Below are 20531 nucleotides of genomic sequence, written 5' to 3'. Positions count from 1 at the left end.
CAGCTGGCAGGCACAGCATTATTTTTCTGTCTCACTGCTAGTACTCCAGCAGTTCTGCAATCGCCTGCGGCAGGCTCTGAGCCACCCGTGTGGGCGGTACCGGGCCCCTGCGCCCACCCAATGAGGCGAGGGCCGCCCGGCCATGCAGGTACACAGCCAAAGCGGCAACACGCGCGTAGACGTCATCCTCTAGCGGTGTGCCGCACTGTGCAGCGGCGGCAACTTTCTGCGCCAATAGTGCCCCTAAAATACCGGTGAGAGTGTCTCCGCTGCCAGCAGTGGCCAACCAGGCGGTAGCCCCGCGCACACTGTAAACGGTGTCTGCGGGCGAGGCGATCAGGCTATACCCGCCTTTGAGCATAACGGTTGCCCCGGTAAGCGCGGCAGCGGTTTTCACCCACCGCAGCGGCTGGCGGGTAATATCGTCCCTGCTGGGGGCGGGGGTGTTCTGCATCAGATCGGCCCACCGCCCCGCCAGCCCGTTAGCGAGCGCCGCCAGCAGCCGCTGCAGCTCACCGGCGTGGGGGGTGAGTATTTTATGGGCGGTGAGGCGTTTACCGGTGAGCAGGTACTCCGCCACGGTATCCACAGCTCCGGCGTCAAGTACCGCCGGTTCAGGGGCCTCAATGAGGTACCGGTTGGTGGGTTCGCTCGATGTGGTGCCGCTGCCCCCGGCCCAGGCGTGCACCTGCTGCTGGCGTGCAGGCCCGCTGAAACACACGGTTTCGGGGTTGTGGGCGAGCATCAGGGCGTGTAATTTCTCGTCATTCACACCGAAACGCACCATACCCACCCCGGTGTTAATGGCCGCATGAACGCTCATGAGTGCCGCGCCCGGATACTCGGGTGTTCCGGTGAGCATCCCTACCACTCCCCGCGTATATTTGTGTGATTCTACGGTGGGGGTCTCAAGCTCACGACGGTAATCTTTGGTCTCTAGCACCCGCAGCGCCGGTTCGGTGTTATCAAGGGCGTGCGGCACCCCCAGGGTGTGCAGCCGAATGCTGCCGCAGTGTTCGGCGGTGCCGGTGCCAGTCGGCAGTTTATGCCCAATGAAGGTGACGGTACGCACCGCCGCAAGGGACGGCTCATTCAGGGTGCCGTCGTTGCTGTCTACCCCACTGGGGATGTCACAGGCGATAACGGGCGGTAGTGTGCCCAGCTGCTGCAGGGACCGCAAATACCCCAGGTACTCCCCCGCTTCCCCGCGCACAGGCCCGCGCGCACCGGTGCCGAGGATCCCATCAATGATTAATGAGTAGTCGGAGATATTACGCAGGCTCTGCTCTGTGTGCAACACTCGGGTGCCTTCCCCAGCCTCACGGGCGATAAGCTCAAGGTTACGCCCCGTGGGGTCAAACAGCACCGCGTCAATACTGTACCCAAGCCGGTGCAGCCGCACCCCCGCATACACGGTGTCGGCACCGTTATTGCCGGGCCCTACCAGCAGCAGCACACGCCCGCTGTGCGGCGGCGCCCCGTGGCTAACGAGGGTATCGTATGCTTCTTCGGCGAGCGCATCGGCGGCGCGCTGCATCAGGTAGCCGTTATAGTCGGGTGCCTGCACGTATGGCTTTTCGGCTTCGCGGATGCTTTCGCCGGTGTAGATGAGTTTCATGGCCTCTCCTTAGGCTGGTGCCCTCACACGTTTCTACGGTGTTTCGCCTGGGGGCTCTGGGGCGAGCACGGTAATGCGATAGCTTTCGGGGTTGAACCGGCGCAGGTGCTCCAGTTCGCTGGTGTTGAGGTATTCTGCGGTGGCGATAGCCACGGCCACAGGTTCGTCGTGAGTGAGGCTCAGGTGCAGGCGGTTAATGCCGAGCGAGCGGGCGCGGGCAGCGATGGTTCCGCTGACCACCAGGTAGGGCTGGCCGGATTCGGTGCTGGCTACTTCGCAGTCTTGCCAGTTGAGCCCGGCGGGTGCGCCGAGAACTTTGGCGAGGGCTTCTTTCGCGGCGAACCGTACGGCTTGGGAGCGTAGGTTGCGGGTGCGCTCGCTGGCGGTGAAGACGCGTCGCACGAAGGCGGGGGTTTCGGTCACTATCCGCTCGAATCGTTCGATATTGACGGTATCTACGCCGATGCCGATAATCATCTCTCACCTTCTTCCCGATGCGGTGTTTTATGTTAAGTCTAGCTAGGTTGTGTGAGTTTCAACAGGTTTCGCTTTGCTCTCAGCACCGCTGCAGACTATTTTTCCGGGTGTGGGGTGCCTATGAGGGCATGTAGCTGCAGCAGAGTGGGGTTTCGGGCTGGTATAAGAAAGCGCCCGGCAGCACCTGGGGTGCACGCCGGACGCTTGTGGCAGTTCCTGACAGAGCGGGTTGCGCTACTCCACGGTCACCGACTTGGCGAGGTTACGGGGCTGGTCAACGTCCAGTCCTTTCGCCTCAGCAAGTGCGCACGCAAAAATCTGCAGCGGCACGGTGGCCAGCAGAGGCTGCAGCAGAGAAGGCGCAGCGGGAACAGTGATCAGACGATCCGCGTAGTCCTTGACGGCTTCGTCTCCTTCTTCGGCGATCACGATGGTGAAGGCCCCGCGGGCGCGCACTTCCTGAATATTGGAGACGACCTTGCCGTGCAGGGATTCACGCCCGTGTGCGGAAGGCACAATGATGATGACGGGCTGGCCCTCTTCAATCAGGGCGATAGGACCGTGCTTCAGCTCGCCGGCGGCGAAGCCTTCGGCGTGGATGTAGCTGATCTCTTTGAGTTTAAGCGCGCCTTCAAGAGCAACGGGGAACCCAACGTGGCGGCCCAGGAAGATCACCGAAGAGGTGTCTTTCATCTCGGCGCCGAGTTCCTTCACGAGGGTATCGTTGTCGATCACCTTCTGGATCTTGGCGGGCATCTTCTGCAGCTCACCGAGGATCGCGGAGATTTCGTCCTTGTACTTATTGCCGCGAAGCTGCGCCAGGTACAGACCCAGCAGGTATGCTGCGGTAATCTGCGCCAGGAACGCCTTGGTTGATGCAACCGCGATCTCAGGACCGGCGTGGGTGTACAGCGCCGCATCGGATTCACGCGGCAGGGTTGAACCGTGGGTGTTGCAGATGGAGATGACCTTAGCGCCCTGCTCGCGGGCGTGACGCACCGCCATGAGGGTATCCATGGTCTCGCCGGACTGCGAGAGAGCCACAATCAGGGTCTTCTCGTTCACGATGGGGTCGCGGTAGCGGAACTCGTGGGCGAGCTCGACCTCGGTGGGGATACGGCACCAGTGCTCGATAGCGTAGCGCGCAACCTGGCCCGCGTACGCTGCGGTACCGCAGGCCACCACAATGATCTTATCGATCGAGCGCAGCACGGAGTCATCGATATTGAGCTCGTCCAGAACGAGGTTGCCTTTTTCGTCCATGCGTCCCATGAGGGTCTGCTCAACGGCGGTGGGCTGCTCGTGGATTTCCTTCTCCATAAACGAGTTGTAGCCGCCCTTTTCCGCCGCTGCGGCGTCCCATTCGATGTGGAAGGGTTTACCTTCGGCGGGGTTGCCGTCAAAATCAATAATCGAGTAGTCGGTGCTGGTGATGGTGACAATCTGGTCCTGCCCCATCTCCACGGCTTCTTTGGTGTGATCGATAAACGCCGAAACGTCAGAGCCCAGGAAGTTCTCGTTCTCCCCCAGGCCGATCACCAGCGGGGAGTTACGGCGGGTTGCCACCACCTGGTCGGGGTGGTCTGCGTGCACCGCAAGGATCGTGAACGCACCCTCCATACGGTTTGATGCCACGCGCACGGCCTCGGTCAAGTTACCGGTGCCGAGCTTGTTATAGCTGCTTGCGATCAGTGCGGCAGCTACCTCGGTATCGGTCTGGGACTGGAACTCGGCCCCTTCAGCGAGCAGTTCGGCGCGCAGTTCAGCGAAGTTTTCAATAATACCGTTATGCACTACCGCAAGGCGGCCGTGATCGACCACGTGCGGGTGCGCATTAGTGTCGGTGGGCCCGCCGTGGGTGGCCCACCGAGTGTGACCGATACCGATCCGTGATTCGGTGAGAGGAGCTTGCGCAACCTCGTTCTCCAGGTTAATGAGCTTGCCCGCTTTCTTGCGGAATTCGATGCCGTCGGGGCATACGAGCGCAACACCGGCAGAGTCATAGCCGCGGTATTCCTGGCGGCGTAGACCTTCTAGAACCACATCATATGCATTGTGGCTAAATTTATGACCGTCTGGTGCTGAGCCCAGACCTACGTATCCAACGATTCCACACATACTCAAAAGTCTATCTTATTGCTAGCGGTTCTCTGCGCGTTTGGGGGCCGGTTGGGCCTGTGAGCACAATGGGGTTCACCACCCCCGTTTCTTTTCGTTAGGTACGCCACATACCCGGGACGTTGTTCCCTGTCGGGGGCGCTAAGGGTCCGGTTTAGCGCGCCGGTGACAAAAACCCTACACTTGAGGTCATGAGCTCAGCATCTACTTCTGCCGCTTGGTCGCGTTTTACCGAGCTGGAACGCACCCGCTGGTCACGTCTTTCCGCCGAAATATCGGTGCCGCTGACCGGCGCAGAGATCGAAGACTTAAGGGGTTTAGGCGAGACGATAGACCTTGAAGAAGTGCAGCAGGTGTATCTTCCGGTGTCTCGTCTGCTGAACCTGTATGTGAACGCCGCCTCGTCGCTGAACCATATGACGAACGATTTTTTGGGGGTTTCGCAGCGGCGGGTACCGTTCATCATTGGTGTGGCGGGCTCGGTCGCTGTGGGCAAGTCCACAACCGCCCGCGTGTTGCAGGCGTTATTACGCCGCTGGCCTTCCACCCCGAAGGTGCAGCTCGTCACCACTGACGGCTTCCTGTACCCTAATGCCGAGCTGCAGCGTCGCGGCATTATGCACCGTAAGGGCTTCCCCGAGTCTTTCGATCGCAGAGCCCTGCTGGAGTTTGTATCCGCCGTCAAATCGGGTGTGCCGCAGGTTTCGGCACCCAAGTACTCGCATCTGTATTACGATATCCTGCCCGATGAGCGGATTGAGGTGAACACCCCGGACGTGCTGATCCTGGAGGGGCTGAACGTGCTCGCCCCCGCCGGTACGGAAGGCCCCGAAACATCGGATTTGACGCTCAGTGATTTTTTCGACTTCTCCATCTACGTGGATGCGCTCACTGAAGATATTCAACGCTGGTACGTGGAACGTTTCCTTTCCTTGCGTTCTTCGGCGTTTTCTAACCCCAATTCGTATTTTAGGCGTTATGCTGAGCTGGACGATACGCAAGCGGCAGAGGTTGCTACCGGTATCTGGAAGTCCATTAACGAACCGAACCTGGTACATAATGTACTTCCAACCCGTGCCCGTGCTCACCTGATACTGCAAAAGGGCGCTAACCACAGCGTGCAGCGGGTGCTTTTGCGTAAAAACTAGATGCGTTCGTGTGGATCACATGTCACCGACGAATGGAGATATTATGACCGTGCACCGAACAGCCGATATTTTTTCGCGCCGTGCCGCGCTTGCTCTCGCTGGCGGCGGAGCGGGCGCCTTATTATTGGCGGCCTGCGGTTCGGGTGATGGTACTTCGGGTGTATCAAACTCGGCTTCTTCTACTGGTTCCGCTTCTGAAGGGTCGGGTGGTGCGGGCTCAACGGCTGCGGCTGGCTCCAGCCCTTCGGCCGCATCGGCGAGCACCGAGACGAACCCGGGGTCGTTAAGAGTGATTGTGAACAAGATGCGCCCGTTCTCCCCTAAGGAGTGGGAGCCTGAGGACCTGGTAGATTTTGAGGGACATCAGCTGCGGGCTGAGGCGGCCGAAGCAGCGAAGAAAATGATGCGGGCCGCGAAGCAGGAGGGTGTGGAGCTGACGGTTAGCAGCGCCTACCGTTCGTACGCGGTACAGCAGCAGACCTATCAGCACTGGGTTGAGGTGAACGGCAAGCAGAAGGCAGATACACTCTCGGCCCGCCCCGGATATTCGGAGCATCAGACCGGTCTTGCCATTGATTTTGGGTCGGCGCAGGAGGGGTGCTTGCTGGAAGAGTGCTATAAGGACACGAAGGCCGGGCGGTGGCTGGCCGAGCACGCCCCCGAGTACGGCTATATCCTGCGCTTCCCTCAGCAGCAGCAGGGTATTACTGGCTACATTTTTGAGCCGTGGCACTACCGGTATTTGGGCGTTGAGCTTGCCAAGGAGTACACAGCTTCAGGAGCGGACACTTTGGAGGAGTTCTTTGGCACGGGGGCTGCCCCGAATTATGAGGAGTCTTAGAGCGGTGACTGACCGTCACTGAGGGCTCACCCTGAACGACAGGCTTAACTGTATATTTAGTGAAGTACTGAGGGGGCACATATGGAGAGTGTGTCCCCTCTTATGCTCGAATTTATGCGGTTAATAAATGCATCTCTGATAGACTGCTGAACATTTCCAGAAAGTTATTTGTGAATAAAAACACAAGGGTTTTTGTCTATATTCTGAGACACCTCTCGAAATCTGCACCTGATTATGGTTATCCTTAATCACATGCTTAAAGGTTTTAAAGATTTTATTCTCCGTGGCAATGTCCTTGATCTTGCGGTCGCTTTCATCATGGGTGCTGCGTTCAACGAGGTCGTGAAGGCTCTCGTTAATTCTATTCTGATGCCTGCCATTTCTATGGTTGTTGGCGTTCAGAATTACGATAACTTCCTGGCATTTGGCGATGTCAAGGTTGGCGTGTTCCTGACTGCTGTTGTCAACTTCTTGCTGGTTGCTGCCGCCCTGTACTTCGCGGTAGTGATGCCTATGAAGAAGCTCAACGCAAGGGTCAGCAAGAAAAAGGCTGAAGATATGGAAGACACTGAGCTGTCCCTGTTGAAGGAGATCCGCGACTCCCTCACCACCAAGAAGTAAGCTTCCCGTTCGTACCTGTATTTAACAGGCTTAACCTATCCCGTTCTTTCCCACCGGAAAGAGCGGGATAGCTGCTTTAAAGCGTCATACCCACAACAGGGACACCAATAATGAAAGGGCACCGACGGAGCAAGCCGTCGGTGCCTTGTGCGCATTATAGGGTTTATACGAGTTTCAGCTCTTTAGTGACAACATCAGCCAGCTGCTGGGCGACCTCGTCAGCCTGTTGTTGAGCTGCGGCTTCCACCATTACCCGCACCAGCGGCTCGGTACCGGAGGCACGCAATAGCACGCGCCCGCTGTGCCCCAGTGTTTTCTCGGCATCAGTCACTGCGGCGGTGAGTGCCTTATTGGTTTTCACACCGGCCCTGTCTACGTTCTTCACGTTAATGAGGCGCTGCGGGGTGGGCTTCATGCGGGCTGCCAGCTCCGATAGTTTCTTCCCGCTCCGGGCCACTTCGGCCGCCAGGTGAAGGCCTGTCAGCACACCGTCTCCGGTGGTTGCATAGTCGCTCATAATCACGTGCCCGGATTGTTCGCCACCCAGGTTATAGCCGTTTTCGCGCATGGCCTCCAGCACGTAGCGGTCCCCTACCCCAGTGCGCACTAGGTTAATGTCGTGCTCTTTCAGATATAGTTCCAGCCCCAGGCTGCTCATGACGGTCGCCACGAGTGTATCCTGCGCCAGAGTGCCAGCGTTTTTCGCTGCTACAGCAAGAATCGCCATAATCTGGTCGCCGTCCACGAGCTTGCCGTTCTCATCCACGGCTTGGCACCGGTCAGAGTCGCCATCGTGAGCAATACCCATGTCGGCGCCGTGTTTTATGACGGCTTCTTGCAGCTTCTCGGGGTGGGTTGAGCCCACACCGTCGTTAATATTCGTGCCGTTCGGTTCCACAGCTAGAGTAACTACCTCAGCGCCCAGTGCCTCAAATGCGGCGGGCGAGACGGAGTAAGCGGCACCATTCGCGCAGTCAAGCACAATCTTTTGGCCCGCCAGCGGTTTTTCTTCCGATAGGGTGGATACCAGATGATCCACGTACACTGAGGCGCCATTACTGAGCGGACGCACAGTACCTACCGCACCGCCGGTGGGGTACCGGAATGCTTTGAGCTTATACACGTGCTCAATGGCGTCTTCGACCTTGTCCTCAAGCTTCTGACCGCCGCGTGCTAAGAACTTAATGCCGTTATCGGCAGCAGGGTTGTGTGAGGCAGAAATCATCACCCCAAAATCGGCATCGGTGTGGGCTACCAGGTAGGCCGCAGCCGGGGTGGGGACTACCCCCGCGTCAAGCACATCAACACCGGCGCTGGCGAAACCAGCCTTCATTGCCGCGCAAATGAAGTCTGCGGATGCCCGAGAGTCGTTAGCGATAACTGCCCGGGGACGTACCCCGTCAGCAACGGTATCGAATCCCAGTACAATAGCTGCTGCCTGGGCAAGTTCTAGAGCGAATTCCGGGGTGATCGCCGAATTGGCGAGGCCACGCACCCCGTCGGTTCCAAATAGTCTTTCAGTCACACTCCCATTCTACGGGGTACTGAGAGATTCTTCAGGCAGGTTTGGTCAATAGCAATGATCACATCATTAAAATTTTTATTAAATATTCATTTAAAAAATTAAGATTATATAAATTAATTGCGCCCTGCAAGGAAAAACTTGCGGGACGCAACTGCATTCTTCTATCAACCCGATAATAGATTATTCGTTAAATTTTTTTATGTATTACCCGTATTATTCGGAGTGTAATAGCAATAAAGTTTTATAGCACCGCACCCACCCGGTGTATCAGTGACTTTTTCCAGGTGGGTGCAGGCCTCAAGGTCTACCCTTGTACATGGGCTAGGCTACTGAACGACAGGGAAACCTTCCGGGTCGCTGCCGCCTTCCTCCTCAAATACATCGGTAGCCGACCGAACAATAAGGGGGTCGCAGGTGCCCACCACTTCATGGTCCTTGGAGGGGTAGTCGAACTGCGAGAGCACATAGCGCATTGCCTCTAGACGGGCACGCTTCTTATCATTCGACTTAATTACGGTCCACGGGGCATCGCCGGTGTGAGTGTAGAAGAACATTGCCTCCTTGGCGGCAGTGTAATCGTCCCACTTATCGAGCGAGGCAAGGTCGGTGGGTGAGAGCTTCCACTGTCGCACCGGGTCGGTCCGGCGCGAGTTAAAACGCGCCAGCTGCTCCTGCTTGGTGACAGAGAACCAGAACTTAATGAGCTTAATGCCGGAGTTCACCAGCATACGTTCCAGGTCGGGAACCTCACGCATGAACTCAAAGTACTGCGTCTGGGTGCAGTACCCCATCACCCGTTCAACACCGGCACGGTTGTACCAGGAACGGTCCATCATCACGATCTCCCCGCCTGAGGGAAGGTGTTTAATGTACCGCTGAAAGTACCACTGGGTCTGTTCAATGTCGGTGGGTTTCTCCAGCGCAACCACACGGGCGCCACGCGGGTTCAGGTGTTCGGTAAAGCGCTTAATAGATCCGCCCTTACCAGCGGCGTCGCGCCCCTCAAAGATGATCAGGATTTTCTGGCCCGTGGCTTTTGCCCACAGCTGGAGCTTCAAAAGCTCAATCTGCAGGGCTCGCTTTTCTTTCTCGTAGGCTTTACGCCCCAGTTTCGTATCGTACGGATAGCCGATTTTCCAGGCGTCGCTCTTATTGTCGTCTTTTTTGCTGCCGTTTAGTGCGTGCGTTAAGGAAGCCATTTCGTCCAATTCCGCGGCATAGTCTTCCACTACCGAGGTACGGCGAAGCTGAGGCCTAAGAGCCTGCTTAATGGCTGCCCGCTTATCGGAGGTGGATGTGCCACTTTTTTCGGTCTCAAAGACAGCCTTCTCACTTACAGAATGGGCTGTAACGGACTGATCTTCTACAGTGGTGGCCTGCTCCGTTGCGGGGTTTTTCTCCGTCATACTGTCTCTTCCTGTTGTGTCTACTATGACCTTTTAACTGTATCGAAATCACCCTCTAAGTGACAACCGTTACAGTTACACGTACCCTTATGGTTACTACCCAAGCCCCGCCGCTGTGCCCTTTCAGCGGCACTATTACCGTGGGCCTACCCCCCGTGATATATGTGTTTCTTTCAACGCCCATACAAACGGGGCACTCTGCACGCACCGCCACTCTGCCTCTGCTCTGTTATCCCACTACTAAACCGCAGCAGCAAGAAGAGCTCCAGACTGACCTCGATAGCTTCAGGTAAAGCAAAGGCCCTGCAGCCCCACCTGAGGAGAGCTGCAGAGCCTGCAAACTGTCGCAGAACCAGCGATTAACGCTTGGAGAACTGCGAAGCTTTACGTGCCTTCTTAAGACCGGCCTTCTTACGCTCAATGACGCGTGCGTCACGGGTGAGGTAGCCTGCCTTCTTCAGCGCGGGACGGTTGTTCTCACGGTCGATCTCGTTCAACGCGCGAGCAATGCCCAAACGCAGCGCACCAGCCTGACCGGAGGGGCCGCCACCGTTAATGCGTGCGATCACGTCGTAAGCGCCCTCAAGTTCCAGAATCTTGAACGGCTGGTTCACGTCCTGCTGGTGCAGCTTATTGGGGAAGTAGCTATCCAGGGCGCGGCCGTTAATGGTCCAGTTGCCGGAGCCGGGGATAACGCGCACACGCGCCACTGCTTCTTTACGGCGGCCAACTGCAGCACCTGCAACAGTCAGTGCCGGACGGCTTGCCTGTGCAGCCGCCGCGACGGGGGCTGCGGATTCCGAGGTGTAGCTGGTCAGCTCTTCCTCGACTACGATCTGCTCTTCATTCTGAGCCACGATTTCTCCTATTGTTTCTTCGTAGGCCCGAATTACTGGGCGACCTGGTTGAATTCGTAGGTCTTGGGCTGCTGAGCCGCGTGCGGGTGCTCGGGGCCAGCGTAGACCTTCAGCTTCTTAATCTGCTGTGCAGCCAGCTTGTTCTTGGGCAGCATGCCCTTCACAGCCTTCTCAACCGCACGAACAGGGTTGGTTTCAAGAAGCTCTGCATAGTTAACGGACTTCAGACCGCCGGGGTAACCCGAGTGGCGGTATGCACGCTTCTGTTCAAGCTTTGCACCGGTCAGGGCGACTTTCTCAGCATTCACGATGATCACGAAATCGCCGGTGTCCACGTTAGGGGTAAAAGTCGGCTTGTGCTTACCGCGCAGCAGGATAGCGGTCTGGCTTGCGAGGCGACCGAGCACCACGTCGGTGGCATCAATGATGTGCCACTGGCGCTCAATTTCGCCGGGCTTAGGAGTATAAGTGCGCAAAATATTGGCCTTTGTCTCGAAATGTACATTCGGCGCTTAGTTGGGTATCACGCCTATTACTACGTGCATGACGAATCCGGGTGAGGACCGAATGCTCGCCCGTCCTAGCCCGTACCCCGCGGCACCTTAACGTCCTGCAACTAGACAGTGCCGCAGAGCGCGCTCGGGTAGAACACGCACAACTGTCAAAACTATACAGGACTTTAAACGCTTAATCCACACGGAACCCTCATCCGTGTGGATTTAAACGTTAAAATAAACCAGCACCTTTTAGGGGCCGGGCTATGACCGGTTTACCCTGCGGCTGCGGCGGTACGCGTCCGGCGGGCACGTTCCGCCTGCGCCCCGTACTCTTCAGGAGCCGGGTAGTAAATCTCAGCCAATGATAGGCCCTGAGGGGGTGCCAACGTCAGAGAGGCATCGCGCGCCGGGGAATCAATCAGCCCCCGCAGCCATTCGCGGGTGCGCTTGCCGCTGGCATACAGCACCAGAGCCCCAATAATGGAGCGCACCATATGGTGGCAGAAGGCATCAGCAACAATATGGGCCTCAATCAGGCCCTCTTCAGTGCGCATAAAGTTCAGAATCCGCAGCTCACGAATAGTCGTAGCACCCTCACGGGGCTTACAGAACGACAGGAAATCACGCAACCCCAACAGGTCTGCGGCGGCCTCATTCAGAACACTCGGGGTGAGCCTCTCAGGGACGCCCCACGTGAAGGTGCGCCGCAGCGGGTCGGGGCCTGCCTGCTGCCCATCGGCAATACGGTAAATATAACGACGGCCAGTCGCCGAGAAACGTGCATCAAAGTTAGCGGGCATCTCGCACACGCGGTGAATACGTATTGCCCCCTGCATTACGCCGTGCATACTCATGGGCAGGCCCAATTTTACCTCGGCCTCCCCCAGCGTGCGGCGCAGGGCCCCGGTAAGGCGGCGGTGCAGGGTGCACGCCGGGTCCTGATTACCCTCACGTCCGGTGAGTTTCTGCCATGTCTCTTCTGTTATGTCCAGATGCACAGTCTGCGCCTCAGCGTGCACACCGGCATCGGTACGGCCTGCGACCGTCACTCGGTGGGGTGAGCGCAGAATAAGTTCCAACGCAGATTCCAGAACACCTTGGACCGTCACCCGGCTGGGCTGCCTCGCCCACCCGCTAAAGAACGAGCCATCATACGCCAAGTCGATACGTACCCTACGCAGCCCCGGAGCTCGCACGCTAATAGCGGCGTCAGCGAAATCATCGCCGCAGCGCATGGCTATTAAGGCTGGATCGTATTCCTGCATCTCAAAATCCTGAACGCTGTCTTCCTGCACACCTGCTTCCCAGAGGGCCAGCATCGTATTCTCCTTGTGGTTGGTTGAGTCGGTGAGTGTGAGCCAGTGCTCTTCCACCATACCCGCCAAACAACCGGTAAAGAAACTACAACGAGAAAATAAGTAAAATTTTATCAAATTGATATAAAAGCAGGCCCGCCCCCACAGAACGTGGGGGCGGGCCTGCACAAAGCATCAGATGATCGCCACGACTACTCGGCGGAAACCTTCTGAGCCGCTGCGCCACCAGCCGGTGCGTAACCTGCTGCTTCAGCTGACTCGGCCGAGTCGAACCAAATCTCAGCAATAGTGTTCGCATACCAGCGGGAACCGGGCACATGGTACTTCATTGAGTCGGCGTTACCCTTCACCTCAAAGCCCTTGGGAGCCTCACCAGACTCCAGCGGGGGGTGAGCACCCGTGGGCAGGTCAGCAGACTTCCCTGATTCCTCAGCAGCGGGCTTTGCCTCAGCCTTCTCAGCCTTAGGAGCATCAGCAGCCTTTTCAGCAACCTTGGTAGCCTCCGCAACGGCGCCCTTGGTAGCCACCGGCTCCATCACGAGCTCAATCACAGCCATGGGGGCGTTGTCACCCTTACGGTTACCAATCTTAATGATGCGGGTGTAGCCGCCGGGACGCTCCGCCATTGCCGGGGCGATCACAGTGAACAGCTCGTGCACCACAGACTTATCGGTAATGGAACGCAGCACGCGGCGTCGAGCAGCGAGATCGCCCTTCTTACCGAAAGTAATGAAACGCTCCGCCACCGGGCGCATACGCTTCGCCTTGGTGAGGGTGGTGGTGATGCGCTTGTGCTGGAACAGCTGCGCAGAAAGGTTATTGAGCATCAGACGCTCATGGGTCGGGGAACCGCCAAGGCGAGGACCCTTAGTGGGAGTAGGCATAATTATTTCTCCATAGTTTACGTTCCGTCGCTCCAGTAGCCTCAGAGCTTAGGAACCAAGTTTGACTAACCCCGGTTTACCGGGTGAACTGTACGGTCGGAATGGTCCGTGGGGATTATTCGCCGGAACCGTCTTCGTCGTCGAACGCGCGGATTACGGGCTCAAACCCGGGAGGGGAATCCTTCAGGGCTAGGCCGAGCTCGTGAAGCTTTGCCTTGACCTCATCAATGGACTTGGCACCGAAGTTACGGATATCCATGAGGTCGGCCTCGCTACGGGTCACCAGCTCACCCACAGTGTGGATGCCCTCACGCTTGAGGCAGTTGTACGAGCGGACGGACATGTTCAGGTCCTCAATCGGCAGCGCCATATCAGCGGCGATGGACTCGTCCACCGGGGACGGACCAACCTCAATACCCTCGGCAGCAACGTTGAGTTCACGTGCTAGCCCGAAGAGCTCGACTAGGGTGCTACCAGCGGATGCGACGGCATCGCGCGGTGCGATAGCTTCCTTAGTTTCAACATCCAGGGTCAGGCTGTCGAAGTCGGTGCGCTGCTCCACACGGGTCGCATTCACGTTGAAGGTGACTTTCAGAACCGGTGAGTAGATAGAGTCAACCGGGATACGGCCAATCTCTGCGTCACCAATTTTATTCTGAGCAGCAGACACGTAGCCGCGGCCACGCTCGATAGTCAGCTCAGCGTTAAAGTTCGCCTTATCGTTCAGGGTAGCGATGTGCAGATCCGGGTTGTGGATTTCTACACCGGCGGGCACCTCAATATCGCCTGCGGTGAGCTCACCCTCGCCCTGCAGCCGCAGGTAGGCGACCACGGGCTCGTCGTTCTCAGAGGAAATGGAGAGTTTCTTGATGTTCAAGATAATCTCGGTCACATCCTCGGTCACACCTGCAATGGTGCTGAACTCGTGAAGCACACCGTCGATACGGACGCTGGTCACGGCAGCACCGGGAATGGAGGACAGCAGGGTACGACGGAGCGAGTTGCCCATGGTGTAACCGAAGCCCGGCTCAAGGGGCTCAATGGTGAAGCGCGAACGGTTCGGCGCTACGACCTCTTCAGTCAGAGTGGGGCGCTGTGCAATAAGCACTTTGTTTCCTTTCGGTGGACTCCGCTATATGAGCCCACAGGTTGGGGAAAACAGGATTCAGGAAGCAGACGGTAGTCTGTACTCTGCTCGCAAGGCATAGCCCGTATACACGGGTGGCCCAGCGAGGGACAGGGACGGAACCCTACTAGACGCGACGGCGCTTAGGCGGACGGCAGCCGTTGTGCGCAACGGGGGTGACGTCCTGGATCGAGCCGACCTCTAGGCCTGCTGCCTGCAGCGAACGAATGGCGGTTTCACGACCGGAACCGGGGCCCTTGACGAATACATCCACCTTTCGCACGCCGTGCTCCTTGGCGCGGTTAGCAGCGGCTTCGGCGGCCAGCTGTGCGGCATAGGGGGTGGACTTACGGGAGCCCTTGAAACCCATGTCACCTGCGGAAGACCACGAGATCACTGCACCGGTGGGGTCGGTAATGGAGACAATAGTGTTGTTGAAGGTCGACTTAATATGAGCCTGACCAGCAACGATGTTCTTGCTAACCTTGCGGCGGGTCTTACGAGCAGCCGCGGCGCGAGTCTTGGGAGGCATTTTTGATTCTCCTACAAAGGTTTACTAATACGTTGGCCGATAGCGATGATCCGGCTGAGCAACGTTGCTTACTTCTTCTTACCTGCGACGGTACGCTTCGGGCCCTTGCGGGTACGTGCGTTGGTCTTGGTGCGCTGACCGTGAACCGGCAGGCCGCGACGGTGACGCAGACCCTGGTAGCTGCCGATTTCAACCTTGCGGCGAATATCGGCTGCAACCTCGCGGCGAAGATCACCTTCAACCTTGTAGTTGCCTTCGATGAAGTCACGAAGAGCCACAAGCTCCTGGTCGGTGAGGTCCTTGACACGGGTGTCAGGGTTCACGCCGGTAGCAGCGAGGGTTTCGTGAGCACGGGTCTTACCCACGCCGTAAATGTAAGTGAGAGCAACTTCCACGCGCTTTTCGCGGGGAATATCAACTCCAGCGAGACGTGCCATACTGGCTTCTCCTTGTTGTTTTCCAGAGGTCTATAGCATCACTGCCCGGGCGTACCCGGTCCCCGGCCTCTGAGTCCGGAGGTATCCGCCTCTGCCCCGTATAAGGGACGATGCGGAGCGGTGCCTATGACGGTTCCACCGTTCGGTGGGTTTATGGCGACCGGGGCTTAGCCCTGGCGCTGCTTGTGGCGCGGGTTTTCGCAGATCACCATGACCACACCGTGACGGCGGATCACTTTGCATTTATCGCAGATCGGCTTAACGCTCGGCTTGACCTTCATCGCATTCCTTTTGATTGCAACTTGATAACTGGCGAGATAAGAGGTTCCGTCAAAACGCGGAACTATTTATCCCTGTGAACACGACTTAAACGCCGCCGAAGCGACGTTTAATCATCGGGTTTATTTGTAACGGTAGACAATACGACCGCGAGAGAGGTCGTAGGGGCTCAGTTCCACTATCACACGATCCTCAGGCAGGATTCGGATGTAGTGCTGACGCATCTTGCCTGAAATGTGGGCAAGGACCTTGTGGCCGTTTTCCATCTCAACGCGGAACATCGCGTTAGGTAGGGCTTCCACCACGTGGCCTTCAATTTCGATGACGCCGTCTTTCTTGGCCATATCCTCCGCTAACGTCGGTGCCCGGAGCCTAATGCGCCGGGCAATCTAATATTCTGCTGTGAGCCCTCGCCGACATACGAGAGTATCGGCGCGGGGCGTTCCACACCTAAAATGGGTGCACTTAACGCCGGCACAAACTACCAGCTATTAACTTTACGACACGCCCGGCCATAACACAACTTGGGAGGCTATGCTTCACCACACACTGCTGTTATTCTTCTTCCTTGGCGGCAAGCTGACCGCAGGCACCATCAATATCAGAACCACGAGTATCACGAATTGTCGTTGGAATACCGTGCGCCCGCAGACGCTCCACAAAATTCTGCTCCACGCCCTTACGCGATGCTGTCCATTTTGAGCCGGGGGTCGGATTCAACGGAATAGGGTTTACATGCACCCATCCGCGGCCGCGCTGCGCTAGCTTTTTCCCCAGCAAATCGGCGCGCCATCCCTGGTCATTAATATCGCGAATCAGCGCATATTCAATTGAGATGCGCCGCCCGGTCGTGCGGTAATAGTCGTATGCGGCATCCAGAGTCTCATCAACCTTCCACCGCTGGTTAATGGGAATAAGCTCATCGCGCAGTTCATCATCCGGCGCGTGCAGCGAGAGGGCAAGCGTAATCGGCAGTTTCTCCAGCTCAAACTTGCGGATACCGGGCACCAATCCCACGGTAGACATCGTCAGTCCGCGCGCGGAGATACCCAATCCCTCGGGGGCGGGATCGATCAGGCGGTGCACCGCACCCATCGTTGATTTATAGTTTGCCAGCGCCTCACCCATGCCCATAAACACAATATTGGAGACGCGCAGCGGGCGGGTATCTTCCGACCCTCCATCGGCCTTGTCAAGACCCTTCATCTGCTTCAGATAGCGTGCCCCAGCAACCACCTGCTCCACGATTTCCGCGGTCGAAAGATTACGAGTGAGCCCCTGCTGCCCGGTGGCACAAAAGGGGCAGTTCATCCCGCACCCGGCCTGCGAAGAAATGCACATGGTCACGCGGTTGTCATACCGCATAATGACCGATTCAATAAGCGCCCCGTCGAAAAGACGATGTACGACTTTGAGGGTATCCCCGCCGTCAGCTTCTAGGGTTCGCACGGGAGTTAGCAGCTGCGGCATTGCACGGGATACTATCTCGTCACGATCCTGAGCAGGCAGGTCTGTCATCTGCGCCGGGTCGTTAACCAGTCGTTCGAAATAGTGCTTTGAGAGCTGCGATGCACGGAAGGGCTGGTATCCCAGTTCCTTGAGGAATTCACGACGCCCCGCCATATCAAAATCGGCAATATGCTTGGGCGGTTTTGTGCGCCGGGGTGCTTTGAGCGCAATTTTTCCCGGTTCGGGGCGCACGCTTGAAATCTCCACGGGTACTTTGGTGGAGCGCGACGTGGAATCGGTTGAAGCTGCGGCGCAGCCAGCGAAGGTTTCGGTCATGGTTTCTTCCTGTCGTCTGTGTGGTGTGAGGTCAGTACCTCATCAGGTGAGGAACCGGTTGCCCGGCGGTATTCTGGAAGCCGGGTGGGAGGGTACCTCAAGTGCAGCAGCCGCACGGTCCGCTGTGGGGCGGTGTCTTAGTCGGCGGGGATCTCTCGCACCTCCACGCCCAGCTCCGCAAGTTCCTTAGCTCCCCCGTCCTGCGCAGTAAGCACCCAGATCCCATCCCGGTGAACAGCAACCGAATGTTCCCATTGACAGGCGTCGGAGCCATCAGCAGTCACGACCGTCCAGTCGTCCTGGAGCACGCGTGTGGCAATACCCCCGGTGACGAGCATCGGTTCAATAGCGAATGCCATACCGGGCTTAATTTTCGGGCCTAAATCACGTGCCGCATAGTTCAGTACATCTGGGCGCATATGCATTTGGGTGCCAATACCGTGCCCCACATAGTCTTCAATAATGCCGTACTTATCCCCCGCCTGCTCACGCACGAACCCTTCAATAGCAACTCCGACCTCCCCCACTTTTTTGGCGGTAGCCAACGCCGCGATACCGTGCCACATAGCAGCGCGAGTGATGTCCGAAAGTTCACGCCGTTCCTGGGACACTTCACCCACTAAGACGGTGCGTGCTGAATCACCGTGCCACTGTTTACCGGTTGCCGGGTCAATAATATAGGCGCCACCGTCAATGGAGAGAATATCTCCCTCTTTGAGCCTGTAGTCGCCGGGAATACCGTGCACCACCTCGTGGTTTACAGAGGTGCAAATACTGGCCGGGTAGTCGTAGTAGCCGTAGAAGTTCGAGGTGCCGCCCTGCTCCTGCAGGCTCTCTTCGAAGACGCGGTTAATCTCTGCGGTGCTCACTCCTGGCTGGGCGGCAGCAACCGCTGCGTCGAGCGCTCGGGACGTAATTAACCCGGCGCGTGACATATGCGCCAGTTGGGCATTGGTTTTAATCTCGACTCGTGCCACGGTGTTTACCCTTCATTCAGTGCGGTGCGGCGGGGTGCCGTATCTATCCAAGCTTAAAACGCTGTGCCCCCGCAAGTTCTTGCGGGGGCACAAGTCACGGTTTCCGCTAGTTAAGGGCCGAGAGGATACGTTCGGTCACCTCAGCGATCTCGCCAAGACCGTTTACTTCTTTGACGATGCCGCGTTCACGATAAATCGCGATCAGCGGTGCGGTCTCCTCTTCGTACACCTTCAGGCGGTGGCGGATGACCTCTTCATTATCGTCGGTGCGGCCCTGCTCGGCAGCACGGTTCAGCAGCCGCGCCACAAGCTCATCGTTATCAGCAACCAACAAGAGCACACGGTCAATCTGCTGATGAGTTTCGGCGAGGATCGAATCCAGTTCGTGCACCTGCGCGGTGTTGCGGGGGTACCCGTCCAGCAGGAAGCCGTTGGCGGTGTCTGCCTCAGCAAGGCGCGCCCGCACCATCCTGTTGGTCACAGAATCAGGAACTAGGTTGCCGGAGTCGATATACGACTTGGCTTCTTTACCCAGGTCGGTTTCTTCCTTAATGTTTTTGCGGAAGATATCGCCTGTGGAGATTGCCGGGATGTTCAGTTTCTCGGCGATTTTTACGGCTTGGGTGCCTTTGCCGGCCCCCGGGGGGCCAACGATCAGCAGACGGTTCATCGAAGCAGTCCTTCGTAGTGTCGTTGTTGGAGCTGGGCGTTAATCTGCTTGAGGGTATCAAGCCCAACGCCCACCACGATCAGCAGCGAGGCGCCACCGAACGGGAAGTTCTGGTTTGCCTGGAATAGAATCAGCGCAACCAGCGGAATCATAGAGATGACCGCCAGGTAGAGTGAGCCAGGCAGGGTAATACGGTTCAGCACGTAGCTGAGGTAACGCTCGGTAGGTTTGCCGGCTCGAACGCCGGGGATGAACCCACCGTATTTCTTCATATTATCCGCCACTTCAACCGGGTCGAAAGTCACCGACACATAGAAGTACGTGAATCCCAGGATGAGGAAGAAGTACAGGGTAATGTACAGCGGGTGATCGCCGCGCACCAGGTAGGTGTTAATCCAGCTGACCCACTCCGGCGGAGGCGAGCCGTTATTGGGGGTGTTCAGCTGGGCGATAATGCCGGGTAGGCTCAGCAGGGAGGAAGCGAAAATCAGCGGAATCACACCGGCCATATTGACCTTGAGCGGAATATAGGTGCTTGTGCCGCCAATGGTGCGGCGCCCAATCATCCGTTTTGCGTACTGCACGGGTACACGGCGTACCGACTGTTCCACGTAGACTACGGCGAGCATCACCACAAGGCCCACACCGCACACGGCCCAGAAAACCATTGCGCCCTGCTGACGCTCAATAGCGCCAAGTGCGTTCGGGAAGGAGGAGGCGATGGATGTGAAAATCAGCAGTGACATGCCGTTGCCCACGCCGCGTTCGGTGATCTGCTCACCCATCCACATGATCACGGTGGTACCTGCGCACAGGGTGATAATAATCAGCAGAACATGCCAGATGTCATCAACGGGGATAATGTTCGGGCAGTTCCCGATCAGTGCGCCGCTGCGGGCCATTGACACAATGGTGGTGCCGTTCAGAAGCGCGAGGGCGATGGTGAGATAACGAGTGTACTGTGTGAGTTTAGCCTGTCCCTGAGCCCCTTCATCGTGTAGCTCTTGGAAACGCGGGATGACCACACGCAACAGCTGAATAATGATGCTTGCGGTAATGTACGGCATCACGCCCAGTGCGAAGATAGACAGCTGCAACAGGGCGCCACCGCTGAAGAGGTTAACGATGTCATAGATTCCGTGGTTACTGCCATTATTGGCGATACACTGCTGAACGGTGCCGTAGGAAATACCGGGGGCAGGGATGAAAGTGCCCATGCGGTATATCACGATCATGCCCAGGGTAAACAGCAGCTTGCGTCGCAAGTCGGCGGTCTTTAGGACGCGCCCGAATGCGCTAAGCACATGTCCTCCTGAAATTCTTGGGGTGTGCACGCCCTAAGGCTAACCTTAGCGGGTGCGTTAAACACATACTTTCCAGTCTAACCCGTTCACGGCGTTTGTCGATAACCGTACCC

At 57.4% G+C, this 20531-nt stretch carries 21 protein-coding genes; 3 read left to right on the top strand and 18 right to left on the bottom strand.

The features are described from left to right. Positions 1-37: 37 nt before the first annotated feature. From D8M41_RS01090 to glmS, 3 genes are all read right to left on the bottom strand, one after another. Complete coding sequence (locus tag D8M41_RS01090) at positions 38-1618, bottom strand: bifunctional ADP-dependent NAD(P)H-hydrate dehydratase/NAD(P)H-hydrate epimerase (protein ID WP_126926247.1); 1581 nt, start codon at positions 1616-1618, stop codon at positions 38-40. Positions 1619-1651: 33 nt separating this feature from the next. Beyond that, on the bottom strand, positions 1652-2095 hold the full coding sequence (locus D8M41_RS01085; RefSeq protein ID WP_006888734.1) for a holo-ACP synthase: 444 nt from the start codon (positions 2093-2095) through the stop codon (positions 1652-1654). Positions 2096-2329: 234 nt separating this feature from the next. After that, positions 2330-4213: a glutamine--fructose-6-phosphate transaminase (isomerizing) gene (gene glmS / locus D8M41_RS01080; RefSeq protein WP_126926246.1), complete on the bottom strand. Its 1884-nt coding sequence runs from the start codon at positions 4211-4213 to the stop codon at positions 2330-2332. Positions 4214-4404: 191 nt separating this feature from the next. On the opposite strand from glmS, the gene coaA reads away from it, so the two are divergent. The 3 genes from coaA to mscL all read left to right on the top strand — a co-directional run bounded on the left by coaA (position 4405) and on the right by mscL (position 6823). Next, positions 4405-5361: a type I pantothenate kinase gene (gene coaA / locus D8M41_RS01075; protein ID WP_006888717.1), complete on the top strand. Its 957-nt coding sequence runs from the start codon at positions 4405-4407 to the stop codon at positions 5359-5361. Between the two features lie 43 nt (positions 5362-5404). Beyond that, on the top strand, positions 5405-6202 hold the full coding sequence (locus tag D8M41_RS01070) for a M15 family metallopeptidase (protein ID WP_126852956.1): 798 nt from the start codon (positions 5405-5407) through the stop codon (positions 6200-6202). Positions 6203-6454: 252 nt separating this feature from the next. Further along, the gene (gene mscL / locus D8M41_RS01065) at positions 6455-6823 is read left to right on the top strand and encodes a large conductance mechanosensitive channel protein MscL (RefSeq protein WP_126926555.1); all 369 of its coding nucleotides are present in this window, start codon (positions 6455-6457) and stop codon (positions 6821-6823) included. A gap of 163 nt (positions 6824-6986) precedes the next feature. Here the strand turns inward: mscL and glmM are convergent, their stop codons facing one another. The 15 genes from glmM to secY form a co-directional block, all read right to left on the bottom strand. After that, positions 6987-8348: a phosphoglucosamine mutase gene (glmM, locus tag D8M41_RS01060; RefSeq protein WP_126926244.1), complete on the bottom strand. Its 1362-nt coding sequence runs from the start codon at positions 8346-8348 to the stop codon at positions 6987-6989. 326 nt (positions 8349-8674) lie between these two features. Beyond that, on the bottom strand, positions 8675-9754 hold the full coding sequence (ppk2, locus tag D8M41_RS01055; protein ID WP_126926243.1) for a polyphosphate kinase 2: 1080 nt from the start codon (positions 9752-9754) through the stop codon (positions 8675-8677). A 359-nt stretch (positions 9755-10113) separates the two neighbouring features. Next, positions 10114-10611: a 30S ribosomal protein S9 gene (gene rpsI / locus D8M41_RS01050; protein ID WP_006888782.1), complete on the bottom strand. Its 498-nt coding sequence runs from the start codon at positions 10609-10611 to the stop codon at positions 10114-10116. 32 nt (positions 10612-10643) lie between these two features. Further along, positions 10644-11087: a 50S ribosomal protein L13 gene (rplM, locus tag D8M41_RS01045; protein ID WP_006888736.1), complete on the bottom strand. Its 444-nt coding sequence runs from the start codon at positions 11085-11087 to the stop codon at positions 10644-10646. Between the two features lie 293 nt (positions 11088-11380). Continuing rightward, on the bottom strand, positions 11381-12481 hold the full coding sequence (truA, locus tag D8M41_RS01040) for a tRNA pseudouridine(38-40) synthase TruA (protein ID WP_174232413.1): 1101 nt from the start codon (positions 12479-12481) through the stop codon (positions 11381-11383). Positions 12482-12615: 134 nt separating this feature from the next. Then, positions 12616-13308, bottom strand: coding sequence for a 50S ribosomal protein L17, sunset domain variant (rplQ, locus tag D8M41_RS01035; RefSeq protein ID WP_126926242.1), 693 nt, complete (start codon positions 13306-13308; stop codon positions 12616-12618). Between the two features lie 115 nt (positions 13309-13423). Further along, positions 13424-14416, bottom strand: coding sequence for a DNA-directed RNA polymerase subunit alpha (locus D8M41_RS01030; protein ID WP_006888733.1), 993 nt, complete (start codon positions 14414-14416; stop codon positions 13424-13426). A 145-nt stretch (positions 14417-14561) separates the two neighbouring features. Then, complete coding sequence (gene rpsK, locus D8M41_RS01025) at positions 14562-14966, bottom strand: 30S ribosomal protein S11 (RefSeq protein ID WP_006888779.1); 405 nt, start codon at positions 14964-14966, stop codon at positions 14562-14564. Positions 14967-15034: 68 nt separating this feature from the next. Further along, positions 15035-15403, bottom strand: a complete 369-nt coding sequence (rpsM, locus tag D8M41_RS01020; RefSeq protein ID WP_005505026.1) for a 30S ribosomal protein S13 — start codon at positions 15401-15403, stop codon at positions 15035-15037. 167 nt (positions 15404-15570) lie between these two features. Continuing rightward, positions 15571-15684 carry a 50S ribosomal protein L36 gene (gene rpmJ / locus D8M41_RS01015; RefSeq protein ID WP_004005257.1) on the bottom strand — a complete coding sequence of 38 codons (114 nt, stop codon included), beginning with the start codon at positions 15682-15684 and terminating at the stop codon, positions 15571-15573. A gap of 120 nt (positions 15685-15804) precedes the next feature. Then, on the bottom strand, positions 15805-16026 hold the full coding sequence (gene infA, locus D8M41_RS01010) for a translation initiation factor IF-1 (RefSeq protein WP_006888715.1): 222 nt from the start codon (positions 16024-16026) through the stop codon (positions 15805-15807). A 211-nt stretch (positions 16027-16237) separates the two neighbouring features. Beyond that, positions 16238-17467 carry a 23S rRNA (adenine(2503)-C(2))-methyltransferase RlmN gene (gene rlmN / locus D8M41_RS01005; RefSeq protein ID WP_126926241.1) on the bottom strand — a complete coding sequence of 410 codons (1230 nt, stop codon included), beginning with the start codon at positions 17465-17467 and terminating at the stop codon, positions 16238-16240. A 137-nt stretch (positions 17468-17604) separates the two neighbouring features. Continuing rightward, entirely contained in the window at positions 17605-18444 is an 840-nt protein-coding gene (gene map, locus D8M41_RS01000) for a type I methionyl aminopeptidase (RefSeq protein ID WP_037234577.1), read from the bottom strand. Between the two features lie 106 nt (positions 18445-18550). Continuing rightward, on the bottom strand, positions 18551-19114 hold the full coding sequence (locus tag D8M41_RS00995; RefSeq protein WP_037234574.1) for an adenylate kinase: 564 nt from the start codon (positions 19112-19114) through the stop codon (positions 18551-18553). Then, the gene (secY, locus tag D8M41_RS00990) at positions 19111-20418 is read right to left on the bottom strand and encodes a preprotein translocase subunit SecY (RefSeq protein WP_006888706.1); all 1308 of its coding nucleotides are present in this window, start codon (positions 20416-20418) and stop codon (positions 19111-19113) included. The genes D8M41_RS00995 and secY overlap by 4 nt, the downstream gene beginning before the upstream one ends. Positions 20419-20531 lie beyond the last annotated feature (113 nt).

The organism is Rothia sp. HSID18069 (genome assembly GCF_003989155.1).
In the GTDB taxonomy this organism is placed as follows: Bacteria; Actinomycetota; Actinomycetes; order Actinomycetales; family Micrococcaceae; genus Rothia; species Rothia aeria.
This window is presented reverse-complemented; position numbering and strand designations above follow the sequence as displayed.

Bases quoted from the DNA above. Each gene is read 5' to 3' on its own strand.
- D8M41_RS01090 (WP_126926247.1), bottom strand. From the start codon at position 1,618: ATGAAACTCATCTACACCGGCGAAAGCATCCGCGAAGCCGAAAAGCCA.
- D8M41_RS01085 (WP_006888734.1), bottom strand. From the start codon at position 2,095: ATGATTATCGGCATCGGCGTAGATACCGTCAATATCGAACGATTCGAG.
- glmS (WP_126926246.1), bottom strand. From the start codon at position 4,213: ATGTGTGGAATCGTTGGATACGTAGGTCTGGGCTCAGCACCAGACGGT.
- coaA (WP_006888717.1), top strand. From the start codon at position 4,405: ATGAGCTCAGCATCTACTTCTGCCGCTTGGTCGCGTTTTACCGAGCTG.
- D8M41_RS01070 (WP_126852956.1), top strand. From the start codon at position 5,405: ATGACCGTGCACCGAACAGCCGATATTTTTTCGCGCCGTGCCGCGCTT.
- mscL (WP_126926555.1), top strand. From the start codon at position 6,455: ATGCTTAAAGGTTTTAAAGATTTTATTCTCCGTGGCAATGTCCTTGAT.
- ppk2 (WP_126926243.1), bottom strand. From the start codon at position 9,754: ATGACGGAGAAAAACCCCGCAACGGAGCAGGCCACCACTGTAGAAGAT.
- rplQ (WP_126926242.1), bottom strand. From the start codon at position 13,308: ATGCCTACTCCCACTAAGGGTCCTCGCCTTGGCGGTTCCCCGACCCAT.
- rpsK (WP_006888779.1), bottom strand. From the start codon at position 14,966: ATGCCTCCCAAGACTCGCGCCGCGGCTGCTCGTAAGACCCGCCGCAAG.
- rpsM (WP_005505026.1), bottom strand. From the start codon at position 15,403: ATGGCACGTCTCGCTGGAGTTGATATTCCCCGCGAAAAGCGCGTGGAA.
- rpmJ (WP_004005257.1), bottom strand. From the start codon at position 15,684: ATGAAGGTCAAGCCGAGCGTTAAGCCGATCTGCGATAAATGCAAAGTG.
- infA (WP_006888715.1), bottom strand. From the start codon at position 16,026: ATGGCCAAGAAAGACGGCGTCATCGAAATTGAAGGCCACGTGGTGGAA.
- rlmN (WP_126926241.1), bottom strand. From the start codon at position 17,467: ATGACCGAAACCTTCGCTGGCTGCGCCGCAGCTTCAACCGATTCCACG.
- D8M41_RS00995 (WP_037234574.1), bottom strand. From the start codon at position 19,114: ATGAACCGTCTGCTGATCGTTGGCCCCCCGGGGGCCGGCAAAGGCACC.